This is a genomic window from Streptomyces longisporoflavus, from assembly GCF_014649775.1.
Classification (GTDB): Bacteria; Actinomycetota; Actinomycetes; order Streptomycetales; family Streptomycetaceae; genus Streptomyces; species Streptomyces longisporoflavus.
Genome location: NZ_BMTR01000043.1, coordinates 26,462 through 38,235, shown reverse-complemented (window position 1 = coordinate 38,235; position 11,774 = coordinate 26,462). Strand labels below are relative to the sequence as shown.

At 70.3% G+C, this 11,774-nt stretch carries 13 protein-coding genes; 6 read left to right on the top strand and 7 right to left on the bottom strand.

Annotated features, from left to right (window positions below; translation table 11 throughout):
- Positions 1–199: 199 nt before the first annotated feature.
- Entirely contained in the window at positions 200–694 is a 495-nt protein-coding gene (locus IE226_RS40290; RefSeq protein ID WP_190086491.1) for an ATP-binding protein, read from the bottom strand.
- Between the two features lie 311 nt (positions 695–1,005).
- Here IE226_RS40290 and IE226_RS40285 point away from each other — a divergent pair, with 311 nt between their 5' ends.
- The 3 genes from IE226_RS40285 to IE226_RS40275 are packed head-to-tail and all read left to right on the top strand — an operon-like array spanning position 1,006 to position 2,336.
- Positions 1,006–1,857 (top strand): helix-turn-helix domain-containing protein, encoded by an 852-nt coding sequence (locus IE226_RS40285; RefSeq protein WP_190086490.1) that lies wholly within the window; start codon positions 1,006–1,008, stop codon positions 1,855–1,857.
- An 11-nt stretch (positions 1,858–1,868) separates the two neighbouring features.
- Positions 1,869–2,075 carry a DUF397 domain-containing protein gene (locus IE226_RS40280; protein WP_190086489.1) on the top strand — a complete coding sequence of 69 codons (207 nt, stop codon included), beginning with the start codon at positions 1,869–1,871 and terminating at the stop codon, positions 2,073–2,075.
- A 54-nt stretch (positions 2,076–2,129) separates the two neighbouring features.
- On the top strand, positions 2,130–2,336 hold the full coding sequence (locus tag IE226_RS40275; protein ID WP_190086488.1) for a DUF397 domain-containing protein: 207 nt from the start codon (positions 2,130–2,132) through the stop codon (positions 2,334–2,336).
- On the opposite strand, the gene IE226_RS40270 is transcribed toward IE226_RS40275, so the two are convergent.
- From IE226_RS40270 to IE226_RS40255, 4 genes are all read right to left on the bottom strand, one after another.
- Positions 2,326–3,468, bottom strand: coding sequence for a hypothetical protein (locus IE226_RS40270; RefSeq protein WP_190086487.1), 1,143 nt, complete (start codon positions 3,466–3,468; stop codon positions 2,326–2,328). The genes IE226_RS40275 and IE226_RS40270 overlap by 11 nt on opposite strands.
- 73 nt (positions 3,469–3,541) lie before the next feature.
- Complete coding sequence (locus tag IE226_RS40265) at positions 3,542–4,480, bottom strand: N-acetylneuraminate synthase family protein (RefSeq protein ID WP_373307109.1); 939 nt, start codon at positions 4,478–4,480, stop codon at positions 3,542–3,544.
- A gap of 26 nt (positions 4,481–4,506) precedes the next feature.
- Positions 4,507–5,793: an acylneuraminate cytidylyltransferase gene (locus IE226_RS40260; RefSeq protein ID WP_190086485.1), complete on the bottom strand. Its 1,287-nt coding sequence runs from the start codon at positions 5,791–5,793 to the stop codon at positions 4,507–4,509.
- 77 nt (positions 5,794–5,870) lie between these two features.
- A complete protein-coding gene (locus IE226_RS40255) occupies positions 5,871–7,232 on the bottom strand; it encodes a DUF6716 putative glycosyltransferase (RefSeq protein WP_190086484.1) in 1,362 nt (453 codons plus the stop codon).
- Between the two features lie 198 nt (positions 7,233–7,430).
- On the opposite strand from IE226_RS40255, the gene IE226_RS40250 reads away from it, so the two are divergent.
- The 3 genes from IE226_RS40250 to IE226_RS40240 are packed head-to-tail and all read left to right on the top strand — an operon-like array spanning position 7,431 to position 10,932.
- Positions 7,431–8,408, top strand: coding sequence for a glycosyltransferase family 2 protein (locus tag IE226_RS40250; RefSeq protein ID WP_190086483.1), 978 nt, complete (start codon positions 7,431–7,433; stop codon positions 8,406–8,408).
- Positions 8,408–9,781, top strand: a complete 1,374-nt coding sequence (locus IE226_RS40245; RefSeq protein ID WP_190086482.1) for an alpha-2,8-polysialyltransferase family protein — start codon at positions 8,408–8,410, stop codon at positions 9,779–9,781. Before IE226_RS40250 ends, IE226_RS40245 begins: the two co-directional genes overlap by 1 nt.
- Entirely contained in the window at positions 9,778–10,932 is a 1,155-nt protein-coding gene (locus IE226_RS40240; RefSeq protein ID WP_190086481.1) for an acyltransferase family protein, read from the top strand. Before IE226_RS40245 ends, IE226_RS40240 begins: the two co-directional genes overlap by 4 nt.
- Here IE226_RS40240 and IE226_RS40235 read toward each other — a convergent pair.
- Together IE226_RS40235 and IE226_RS40230 are read right to left on the bottom strand one after the other, a co-directional pair.
- Positions 10,916–11,098, bottom strand: a complete 183-nt coding sequence (locus IE226_RS40235) for a hypothetical protein (protein ID WP_190086480.1) — start codon at positions 11,096–11,098, stop codon at positions 10,916–10,918. The genes IE226_RS40240 and IE226_RS40235 overlap by 17 nt on opposite strands.
- A gap of 9 nt (positions 11,099–11,107) precedes the next feature.
- Positions 11,108–11,764 carry a TetR/AcrR family transcriptional regulator C-terminal domain-containing protein gene (locus IE226_RS40230; RefSeq protein WP_190086492.1) on the bottom strand — a complete coding sequence of 219 codons (657 nt, stop codon included), beginning with the start codon at positions 11,762–11,764 and terminating at the stop codon, positions 11,108–11,110.
- Between the last annotated feature and the right edge of the window lie 10 nt (positions 11,765–11,774).

The window sequence follows — 11,774 nt, the reverse complement described above, 5'->3', positions numbered from 1 at the left end:
GCCCGCCCCACGGCGCCTGGTCGAGAGTCCCGCTCCCGGGCCGTCCGGTCGTCTTCCCTCGCGTGGTGGAGGGACGGGAGTCAAGGGTGGAGCGCAGCGCAATCGGCGCAGCCGACGCGCAGCGCAGCGGAGCGCCCTTGACGCCCGGCCCGGAACCGCCAAACTCCGGAGAACCGGACGGCACCGGCAACCAACACCATCACCGGACCAGCACAGCCCCCGGCACCCACCCCCGGCACTCGACCCACAGCACCTTCCCCCTCTGACCGAACAGGTCATCCCCCAGCGGGAACCCGCCCCACGCCGAAGCCCACTCCGCCACCAGACGGAGCCCCCGCCCGCCCTCGGCCCCCCGGACAAGGGGCGGCAACTTTCCCGGTGGGCAGCGGAACGGGGGCGGGACGTGCGGGTCCGTATCCCATACGCCGACCCGCACACCGAGCCCGCCGGTCAGCCCTCGGAGGCGTAGTGCGGCGGGGCCTTCCGTATGCCGGTAGGCGTTGGTCACCAGCTCCGAGGTCAGGAGTTCAGCGGTGTCCGTCAGCTCCGCGAGGCCGTACCCGGCCAGTACCGCCCGCAGCGTCTGCCGCGCGATACGCGGGGCTCGTGGATCGTGGGGCAAATGCAGGGCGTACGACCACACTTCCGGTGCGGGCGGATGGGGGGCGGCTGGGGATAGCGTGACGGTGACCATGCGTGCCTCCGTGCGTTGCAGGTTGAGGGTTGCGGGTTGCGGGTTGCGGGTTGCGGGTTGCGGGTTGCGTGATACGCGATGCGGGTGGGACCGACTCGGATCGCCCTCCGAAGCAGTGCCGGGCGGTGGCATGTCGCGCATGACCACGCGATGCTCTTCCGGCTTCCCGGTAAGGCCAGTTGGGCGGCTTGGTCTCACCGTAGACTTCGAATGCTGAAGGTTTTGCAGAGTTCTGCAAAACCTTCAGTCATTACCTCCGTGTGGGTGACAACCGCATCAGGCGTACGAGACGGAACGAGGACGGCGAGGACATGGCACCCAGGACCCCACCATCAGCCCGCCGCGTCCGCATCGGCACCGAGCTGCGCCGGCTGCGCGAACGCGCGGGCATGACTGCTGCCGAGGCCGCCCGCTCTCTGGGTACGACCCAGGCTCAGGTCAGCAACATCGAGGCGAACCGCTTCGGGGTGAGTGCAGATCGCGTAACCACACTGGCCCAGATCTATGACTGTGCCGATCAGCCCCTGGTCGACGCCCTCGCCGAAATGGCGGCGGACCGCTCACGCGGATGGTGGGAGGAGTATCGGGACACGCTTCCCGTCCGGCTCCTGGACCTCGCGGAGATGGAGCACCACGCACGAGCCCTGCGAGTAGCCCAGGTGATCAATATCCCCGGGCTGCTCCAGACTCCCGAGCATGCCCGCGCACTCTTCCGGGAAGTGGTCCCTACCCTGCGACCGCACGAGATCGAGTACCGCATCTCCCACCGCATCAAGCGGCAGGCAGTACTCCACCGGGATACGCCGCTTTCGTACACCGCCATCGTCCACGAAGCGGCGCTGCGCATGCAGTTCGGAGGCCGGGATGTCGCGCAAGCTCAGCTCGAACATCTCGCCGAAGTAAGTCACTTGCCCGGCCTGACGCTCCGGGTCATTCCCTTCGGGGGCACGTCGTTCCCCACGACGGGGCATGGAGTGGACTACGCCTACGGCCCCGTCGAAACGCTCGACACCGTGCAGCTGGACACCGCACACGGCAGCGAACTGATCAATGCGGTAGGGCAGTTGGAGAAATACCGGCTCGTACTGGACCGCATGGAGAGGGTTTCCCTGGATCCTGCCGCGTCCCGCGAGCTCATCCTTCACATCGCACAGAACCTGTGAGAGGCACACCCATGACCAACCCGATCCCGAGCCCGAAGCTGAACTGGCAGAAATCCACCTACAGCGAGGAAGGCTCCTCCTGCGTATACATAGCCCCCGGCAACACCCCCGCCACCATCCACCTCCGCGAAAGCGACACCCCCGAGGAGATCCTCACCACCGCCCGCCCCCAACTCGCCGCCCTCATCGCGGCGATCAAGACCGGCGTCACGCCGTAGCCGTAACCCGATGAGGCAACGCACCGCCCGCCAAGCCTGAAGGGTCATTCGCACATGCCCGTCGAACCGGCCGCCGCCTGGCAGAAGTCCTCGTACAGCTCCGAGGCCTCCTCCTGCGTATACATAGCCCCCGGCAACACCCCCACCACCATCCACCTCCGCGAAAGCGACACCCCCGAGGAGATCCTCACCACCGCCCGCCCCCAACTCGCCGCCCTCATCGCGGCGATCAAAGCAGGCGCCCCCGGTGTCACGCCGTAGTGGCGAGGCCCTTTGATGTGGAAGCCACCGTCGCCAGGCGGTGTACATCTCTCGCCGTCCCCGTGACTCCCGACAAGAAGCCCTCCGCCCGCGGTGACGCGTTCTCCGTCAGCCACGCCGGGTCGATGTCGCAGACCGCGACGCGGACCTCCGTGCCCGCCAGGGCCAGGGGCAGGGTGTGGACCACCGTTGAGGGGAAGCTCAGGATCGTGCTGCCGATCGGGCCGCGGCGGGCGATCAGTTCCAGGGGGAGGTCCGGGCGGACCACCTGGAGGCCCGTTTCCACCGCCAGGCGGTGTAGTTTCTCGGAGCTTTCGCGGCGGTGCGCGAAATAGCGCGTCGCACCGTGGGCGCGGGACAGCGCGCGGACCGCCTCCACATAGCGGTCCGGGTCCACGACCCCCGTCTCCACCAGCGAGGTGCCCACCAGATCCGCGCCCTTCGACACCCTCGGCGGACCGAAGCGTTCCCGCGTCCAGGCGAAGGAGTTGGTCGTCACCCGCACCCCCTCCGGCGCCGAGTCGATCGGCATCGAGGAGAAGACCTCCACCGTGCGCTTGCCGCCCGGCGTCAGACGGCGCCGCGCCGAGGCCGAGATCGGGGCGAAGGCCAGGTCACGGACGCCGGGACGGCCACCGCGCCGGTGCCAGCGCACCAGCCGCTCCCCCGCGGCCAGCTGCGCCACGAACTCCATCGTGGCCGTTCCGTCGTCCACGACCACCAGCGAGCGGGCCCGCGTGATGGTCAGGAGCAGCTGTACGTAGCGCGAGAACGGGTCGCCGATCACGATCCTGTCGGCCGACCGCAACGCGCCCGTCAGGCCGCCGATCGTCTGGAAAGGAGCAGCCGCGCCGCCGCGCGCCTCCTCCCAGCGGACGTTCAGGCCCTCGTCGCGGGCCAGCTGTGCCATGCGGCGCAACTGGCCGCGGGTCATGGGGTCGGTCGGGGAGAGGACGACGACGGTGAGCCCCCCGGCCGGGCGGGCCATGCCCGTGGCCGGGCGGGCCGGGCCCGTGGCCCCCGCCGAATGCGCCCACTCAAGGACGTTGAGGAGCTGCACAGGGCTCTCTACGAACGCCAGGGTGGTGGGCGCCGCAGCGGTGGGGGCCGTCGGCCCGGGTCGGGGGCTCATCGTCGTATGACCGTGTCCTGTCCTTGTCGAGAGGGGGCCCGGTGAGGGGCCCCGGTAGGAGCGGGGCGTCCGCTCAGACCGCGACCGGCTCGCGGTCCGCCGCCTCGGCCGCGTCGGCCTCGGCGACGACGCCCGCGACGCGGCGGAGCTTCTTCATCGGGCCGAGCTCCGACTCGTAGACCTTCTTGACGCCGTCACCGAGGGAGGCCTCGATGGTGCGGATGTCGCGGACGAGGCGGGTGAGGCCCTGCGGCTCCACCGACGCGGCCTGGTCCGAGCCCCACATGGCGCGGTCGAGGGTGATGTGGCGCTCGACGAACGTGGCGCCGAGGGCGACCGCGGCGAGCGTCGTCTGCAGGCCCGTCTCGTGGCCGGAGTAGCCGATCGGGACGTTGGGGTACTCGGCCTGGAGGGTGTTGATGACGCGGAGGTTGAGCTCCTCCGCCTGCGCCGGGTACGTCGACGTGGCGTGGCACATCAGGATGTTGTCCGAGCCGAGGACCTCGACCGCGTGGCGGATCTGCTTCGGGGTCGACATGCCCGTGGAGAGGATGATCGTGCGGCCCGTGGCGCGCAGGGCGCGGAGCAGCTCGTCGTCCGTCAGGGAGGCCGAGGCGACCTTGTGGGCCGGGAGGTCGAACTTCTCCAGGAAGGCGACGGCCTCGGTGTCCCACGGGGACGCGAACCAGTCGATGCCGCGCTTCTTGCAGTGCTCGGTGATGGCCTGGTACTCGGACTCGCCGAACTCCACGCGGTGGCGGTAGTCGATGTACGTCATCCGGCCCCAGGGAGTGTCGCGCTCGATGTCCCACTGGTCGCGCGGGGTGCAGATCTCCGGGGTGCGCTTCTGGAACTTGACCGCGTCGCAGCCGGCGTCGGCGGCCACGTCGATCAGCGCGAGGGCGTTCTCGAGGTCGCCGTTGTGGTTGATGCCGATCTCACCCGTGATGTAGACGGGCTGACCGGGACCGGCGGTCTTCGAACCGAAGGTGCGCAGGCGGGAGTTGGAGATCGTAGAGCTCATGACAGGAACGTTCCTTACTTGTTGAGGGAGGGGCCGAGGATCCATGCGGCGATCTCTCGGATCGCGCCGTCACCACCGGGGAGAGCGGTGACCGCGCGTGCGGCGCCGCGTACGACGTCGTGGGCGCTCGCGACCGCCACGGGCCAGCCGACGAGGCCGAAGCACGGGAGGTCGTTGACGTCGTTTCCGACGTAGAGCACGCGCTCGGGAGCGATGCCCTGCTCCTCGCACCACTGCTTGAGTGCGAGGTCCTTGCGGTCGATGCCGTGCAGGACGGGAAGCTTCAGCTTCCTGGCCCGCGCGGCGACGACCGGGTTCTTCTCCGTGGACAGGATCAGCAGCGGGATGCCCGCGTCGCGCAGGGCGGCGATGCCGAGGCCGTCCCCGCGGTGCACGGAGACGAACTCCCGTCCTTCGGAGTCGATCAGCACCCTGTCGTCGGTCTGGGTGCCGTCGAAGTCGAGTACGACCGCGTCGATGTCGTCGCGGGTCGGAAGGGCGTCGGCCCGGTCGGAGTCGAAGAGCGGCGCGAGTGCCCGGGCGCGGGCGAGGTCGTGCGGGTCGTCGATCTCCAGGACGCGTGCCGGGTCCGTACGGACCAGCTCGGTGCGCCCGAAGAAGCGGTGCTTGTGCTCGCGGAAGCCGGCCACGTCCATGGCGTAGACGGCGCCGGTCTCCAGGAGGTCCTGGGGGCGGTCCTGGCGGCGCGGGCGGAAGGACTTGTCGTGGTTGACGCCGTAACCGCCGTCGGTGGCCGTGGCGTTGGCGACCTTCGTGGAGCCGCCAAGCTGGCCGGTGCGCCGCGCGTCGAGGGCGGCGGGCTCGTCGTCGGCGTCGCGCCAGACGAAGCCGTGGAAGGGCGCCACGGTCAGCGCCGTGTCCGCGCCGCCGTCCACGATCGAGCCGACCACGCCGTCTATGTCCTCGCGGACGATGAAGGGGCTCGTGCACTGTACGAGCAGGACGACGTCCACGGAGGCGCCGTGCAGCGCCTCGTGCTCGTCCATCGCGTGCAGGACCGCCGCCTCGCTGGTCGCGGTGTCCCCCGCGATCGCCGCGGGCCGCAGGACCACCTCGGCGCCGGCCGAGCGCGCCGTCTCGGCGATCACGTGGTCGTCCGTGGAGACGACGACGTCCGTGACGAGCCGCGCGGCCAGGCACTCGCGGATGGCGCGCGCCACCAGGGGCACACCGCCGACCGGGGCGAGGTTCTTGGCGGGCACGCCCTTGGAGCCGCCGCGGGCCGGAATGACGGCGAGGACGCGGCGTACGGGCTCGCTCCCCGGGGCGGGAAGAGACATGGGGGCTCCTTGAGAGGGGTGGGGGATCACGGCTCGCCCGCGGTTCACGCGCCCGCGGTTCTCGGCTCGCCCGCGGTTCACAGCTCCCCCATCCGCCGGATGACGGGGGCCACGCGCTGCACCCCGTGCCGGTAGGCGCCGCGCGCCGCGCTGCGGACGGCCTGGCGCACCGGACCCGGCTCGCGGTCCTCCGCGGGCGCGCCGGGAAGCGGGGCGCCGTCCGGGCCGAGGTGGTGGCGGGCCAGGATGCCGGGGAGGTATCCGGGGGCGGTGGTGAGGCTGTAGTACGGGGTGATCGGGGGCAGCGAGGGCCGGGCGAGCAGCGACGCCACGCGTTCACGTGCCGCGTCGAACGCCGTCTCGTACGTCCCGTCGGGCGCGACGCCCTGCCGCGCGACCCACTCCGGGGACGGCTCGGGGCTGTACCCGGCGTCGATCTCGTCCCAGGACGCCAGGCATCCGGAGCCGATGAAGTGATGGTTGCCGAGCGCCTCGCGCACCCCGAGGTCGGTGAGGACCGCGGTGGGGATGCGGCGGTGCAGGGATTCGAGCGCGGCGGTGGAGCTGACCGTGACGAGCAGGTCGGTGCGGTCGAGGACCTCGCCCATGTTCCCGTACACGAGACGGCAGTTGGGCGGCAGGGCCTCGCCCTTGGCGAGCTTCTGGTAGGGCAGTTCCTCGATGTGCGTGGTGTGCTCGCCGGGCTTGCTGCGCAGCTTGATCAGGACCTCGCGGTCCGGGTGGAGCCGGGCGTGCTGCACCATGCGGCGCAGCAGGTAGGTGCGGTGTGCGCGGCTGTCCGGCACGGAGGGCTGCGCCGCGAAGACGACCGTGTACGGGTCGTGCTTCTCGTATGCCGCGCCGCCGAGGAACGGCAGCGCGCTCTCCACCACGCCCGAGGCGTCGGCGCCCACTCCCTCGTACACGGCGCGAAAACGCTCCGCGTCCTGGCGGGAGTTGGCGAGGACGACGTCCGCGCCGTGCCGCAGGAGCAGGCCGTCGGCGAGCTTCTCGTAGACGACGCCGACGTAGCCGGTGACGACGACGGGGCGCCGCTTCAGGGAGACCGCGAGCCGGGCGAGCCCGTGCAGGACCGCCTGGACCGCGCCGCCCACGAGGGCGAGCACGATCACGTCGGGCGCGTCGCGCTCGACCTCGCGCAGGAACTCGATCGCGGTGACCTCGCGCAGGGAGTCCGCGCGCACCCCGACCTCGTCGAGCTGGCGGACGGTGGGCGTGGCCCGGCCCCTCAGGAGGCGTCCGTCGAGGCGCATGTCCGCTGCCTCACCCGAAACCGCTGCCTCGCCCGAAACCGCTGCCGCACCTGAAACCGCTCCCCGGCCGGCGAGGCGGCTCGCGGTGAGCGCGCCCCACTTCCATCGGGTGTCGGAGTCGGCGAGCACGGTGATCCGTGTCGTCCCGCTGTTGCTTGCTGGCACAGCCAAGACGCTAGGAAGGCATTGAGATTGGCGGCCCAACTCAGATGCAACAAACGGTTAACAGAATGCCGACGAATGGCGAATCAGGTCGGGAAACCGCCGGTAAGCAGGCGGGTTAACCATTCCGCCATGCGTCGTTCACCTGGCATCTCACCTTCGGCCAAGACGAATGCCGGGCCGACACCTAACGTCACCCACGTGGTTAAGCTCTCCGTCATCGTGCCGTTCTACAACGTGCAGCAATACGCGCCCGACACCTTGAAGAGTCTGCGAGCGAACGCACGCGACGACTTCGAATTCATTCTCGTCGACGACTGTTCGAAGGACGAGACTCCAGAGATTCTGGAGCGTGCCGCGCGCGAGCTGCCCGGCGCCGTCCATCTCAGACATGAGACGAACGGCGGTCTCGCGACCGCCCGCAACACGGGCCTTGACGCGGCGCGCGGCGAGTACCTCACCTTCCTGGACGGTGACGACTGGCTCGCGCCCGGCTATTACGCACAACTCGTCGCCGCCATCGAGCAGTTGGGCTGCGATTTCATCCGTACCGACCATGTGCAGTGCACGGCAAGGGCCCGCAGCGTCCACCGTGTCCCGCACGGCAGGCGCGGTGTCGTCATGCCGCCGCGGGACGTCATCCTGCCCGCCGACCGCTCGACGTCCGTCGACTACGCGTACGCGTGGGCCGGCATCTACCACCGGCGCCTGGCCGACCAGGGCCTGCTGCACTTCACGGACGGCCTGCGCACCGCGGAGGACCGGCCTTGGATCTGGCGCCTGCACCGCGAGGCGGAAACCTTCGCCGCGGTGGGTCTGCTCGGCGTTTTCTACCGGCGCGGGGTGGCTTCGTCACTGACCCAGATCGGCGACGTACGCCAGCTCGATTTCATCCGGGCATTCGACCAGGTGATACGTGAAACCGCCGCGGACCGGGACGCGGACAAACTCCTGCCGAAGGCAGTCCGTACGTACTGCGCGATTATTTCCCACCATCTGGGATCCATCGAAAGGTTCGAGCCACAAGTGGCGCGGAAATTGAAGTCACTGAGTGCGGCCGCCCTGAAGCGGATGCCGCAGGGCGTTCTCGACGAAGCCCTCGACTCCATGGACATACAGCGGGCGACGCGCCTGCGCCGCCTGCGCCGGCGCCCGGTGTCGGCGGAGGTGGCCGCGTAATGGCGACGACGCAGATCTTCATGGCGTCCACGCTGTACGGCACCGCCACGCTGGCCGCCGCGATCGACGCCGACCGCTTCGGTCCGGCCGACCGGCGGCTGCTGCTCGTCAGCAACAACGCGGCGACGCCGGAGACGACCCCCTCCGTCGACGAGATGCCGGGCTTCGAACGCCTGCGGGACCGCTTCGACGACGTACGTTCCTGGAACGAGGCCATCTCCCCGTTCCATCCGGGCGGTTGGGCCCCGCGGGCCGACGATCTCCCGATGTGGGAGCGGTACATCCGGCTCCTGTGGGACCTCGGTGACGACGACATCGAGCTTGCCGTCGAATCGATCCAGGTCAACCCGGCCCTGGCCCTCACGCAGATCTTCACGGGCGCCCCCGTGGACGTCTACGCGGACGGCCTGATGAGCTACGGCCCGACCCGCAACAAGATCGACCCGCTGGTCGGCACGCGCGTGCGCCGCCTGCTGCACCTGGACCTGGTGCCGGGCCTGACCCCGCTGCTCCTGACCGAGTTCGACGTCGAGCCCGAGATCGTGCCGACCGAGGCGTTCGTGAAGGTGCTCGGCCGCCTCGCCGACGGCGAACCCGGCCGCCCCGGAACAGATATCCCGGCCGTCCCCGACATCGCCGAACCCGCCCTGCTCCTCGGCCAGTACCTCTCCGCCCTCGGCATCCTCACCGCCGAGGAAGAGGAGGAACTGCACGTACGCATGGTGCGCGGCGCCGCTGAACTCGGCCATACGCGCGTGGTGTTCAAGCCGCACCCGACGGCCCCGGCCCGCTGGTCGCGCATGCTGGAGAAGGAGGCGGAGGCGATCGGCGTGGAGCTGACCGTCCTCGACTCGCCGGTCCTCGCCGAGGTCCTGTACCAGCGGATGCGCCCCGCGCTCGTCGTCGGCTGCTTCTCGACCGCGCTGCTCACCGCCTCCGCGCTGTACGGCCTGCCGGTCGCCCGCACGGGCACGGAGATCCTTCTGGAGCGCCTCGCGCCCTACCAGAACAGCAACCGGGTCCCGGTCACCATCGTGGACGCGCTGCTTCCCGACCTCGCCGACAAGGGCGCGGTCACGGGTCGGCAGCCGGGCATGCCGGTCGCCGACCTGGGCGAACTGCTCGTCGCCGTCGGCTTCGCCATGCAGCCGCAGATCTACCCGCGCCGGCGCACGGCCGCCGAGCGCTACCTCTCGACCCACCTCACGCCGCACACCTGGCGGTACTTCAAGCGGCGCCGCCTCACCGCCCTCGCCCTGCCCGGAGCGCTGCCCACGCAGCTCTCGTTCATCCCGCGCAACGCGGCCGTACGCCGGGTCGCGCGCCGCGCCCGCTCGGTCCAGCGCACCATCAAGCGGACCGCACTCGGATGACCTCTCCCGGAACGACGCTCCCGGCGCGCACCACGGGGGCGGATCGACCAGACACCCTCACGCGCACCATTCCGACCCCGCCGGCCGCCAAGCGCGCCCGCCCCCGCCTCAGGGCCCTGGACGGCCTGCGGCTCGTCGCGGCCCTGATGGTCGCGGCCTATCACTACGGCGGCCGGGACGGCGAGATCAGCGAGGCCTGGGGCAGCTCTCCGCAGCTGCAATTCCCCACGGCGCACAACTGGTTCGCGTACGGCTGCCTCGGCGTGCAGATCTTCTTCGTCATCAGCGGCTTCGTGATCTGCATGAGCGGCTGGGGCCGTCCCCTGCGCGCGTTCTTCGCGTCCCGCGTCTCGCGGCTCTTCCCCTCGTACTGGGCCGCGATCGTCCTCGTGACGGCGGTCTTCGCGCTCCCCGTGGTGGCGTACGACGCGGTCTCGCCCAGCGACGCCCTGGTGAACCTGACCATGCTGCAGCAACCGCTGGGCGCGGACCGGGTGTTGGGCGTCTGCTGGACGCTCTGGGCCGAGCTGCGCTTCTACGCCCTCTTCGCGCTCTTCGTCGTCCTGCCGGGCGCCAACCGGTCCCGCGTGATCCTGTTCTGCGCGGTGTGGACGCTGGCCGCGGTGATCGCGGAGGGTGCGAACCAGCCGCTGCTCGACCTGATCCTCATGCCCGAGTACGCCCCCTTCTTCATCGGCGGCATCGGCATCTACCTCGTCCACCGGGACCGCAAGGACCTGACGGCGTGGGGCATCGTGGGCGTGAGCTGGCTGATCGGCCAGCACTACGCGGTGGACCGCCTCTGGCACGCCCCGAACCCGGACTTCTTCTCCTACCGCACGTCCTTCGGGATCATCGCGGTCGTGACGGCGGGCTTCGCCGCGGTCCTGCTCATCGCACTCGGCGCGCTGCACCGGGTGGACTGGAAGTGGCTGACGGTGGCGGGCGCCCTGACGTACCCGTTCTACCTGGTGCACGAGCATCTGGGCTGGGTGACGGTGGCGGCGCTGCACCGTGGGCTCGGGCTCTCGTCGTACGCGACCTTCGGTCTGACGATCGCGGCCATGCTGCTGCTCGCGTGGCTCTTGAACCGCTTCGTGGAGGAGCGGCTGACGCCGCTGATCCGCGGCGGGCTCATGAACCGGAAATGACTCCGTCCGCGGCGGTGTCGGCAGTCTCGTCCGCGGCGGTGGCGGCGGCCCCGTCCGCCGCCACCGCGCGGGCCACGTCCATCGCCTCACCCATGGCGGCCTCGGCCTCCCCCATGGCGTCCACCAACTCCTGGACCAGCCGTTCCAGCGTCTCGCCTTCATCCATGGGCCAAGCCTACGTTTCGAGCATCGTCGCCCCGATTCCGGCGACCACCGCGGCCAGGCCCTTCTCGAACCCCGCGTCGAAGTCACGGAACATCTCGCCGCCCGCCGCCGCCGCGAGCGGATACGCGGCGAGGCGTTCCGCGCGGGCCGCCAGGTCGTAGCCGCCCTCCTCCTTCACGGGGTCGGGGCCCATGGACTGCTCCTCGGTCACGTATCCGATGGTGTAGCTGTACGCCGTGAACCAGGCGCGGGCCGCATCTCCCGGCGTGAAGCCCGCCTCGGTCAGCGTGCGCAGATGGGCCTCCATGGGGACGGCGTACGACAGGTCGGTGAAGTGCGTGCCGCTGTAGACCTTCGCGCCGTCGCGGTACATCAGGAGATGACGCCGCAGGCCCCGCAGCGCGCCGCTGAGAGCGCTCTGCCAGTCGGTGCCCGGCCCCGCGCCCGCCGTGAGATCCGCGTTCATGCGGCGCATCATCTCCGTCGCCATCTCGTCGAGCAGCGCCTGCTTGTCCTTGAAGTGCCAGTACAGAGCGGGCGCCTTGACGTCCAGCTCCTTGGCGATGGCGCGCAGGGTGAGCCCGTCGAGGCCGGTCTGGTTCAGGAGCTTCAGGGCGGTGACCGCCACGCGGGTGCGGTCCAGGGGTGTCGTAGCCACCTTGACAATTTAACACCGT

Excerpts from the sequence above, each read along its gene's own strand:
- IE226_RS40290 (WP_190086491.1), bottom strand. The coding sequence starts at position 694 with ATGGTCACCGTCACGCTATCCCCAGCCGCCCCCCATCCGCCCGCACCG.
- IE226_RS40285 (WP_190086490.1), top strand. The coding sequence starts at position 1,006 with ATGGCACCCAGGACCCCACCATCAGCCCGCCGCGTCCGCATCGGCACC.
- IE226_RS40280 (WP_190086489.1), top strand. The coding sequence starts at position 1,869 with ATGACCAACCCGATCCCGAGCCCGAAGCTGAACTGGCAGAAATCCACC.
- IE226_RS40275 (WP_190086488.1), top strand. The coding sequence starts at position 2,130 with ATGCCCGTCGAACCGGCCGCCGCCTGGCAGAAGTCCTCGTACAGCTCC.
- IE226_RS40270 (WP_190086487.1), bottom strand. The coding sequence starts at position 3,468 with ATGAGCCCCCGACCCGGGCCGACGGCCCCCACCGCTGCGGCGCCCACC.
- IE226_RS40260 (WP_190086485.1), bottom strand. The coding sequence starts at position 5,793 with ATGTCTCTTCCCGCCCCGGGGAGCGAGCCCGTACGCCGCGTCCTCGCC.
- IE226_RS40245 (WP_190086482.1), top strand. The coding sequence starts at position 8,408 with ATGGCGACGACGCAGATCTTCATGGCGTCCACGCTGTACGGCACCGCC.
- IE226_RS40240 (WP_190086481.1), top strand. The coding sequence starts at position 9,778 with ATGACCTCTCCCGGAACGACGCTCCCGGCGCGCACCACGGGGGCGGAT.
- IE226_RS40235 (WP_190086480.1), bottom strand. The coding sequence starts at position 11,098 with ATGGATGAAGGCGAGACGCTGGAACGGCTGGTCCAGGAGTTGGTGGAC.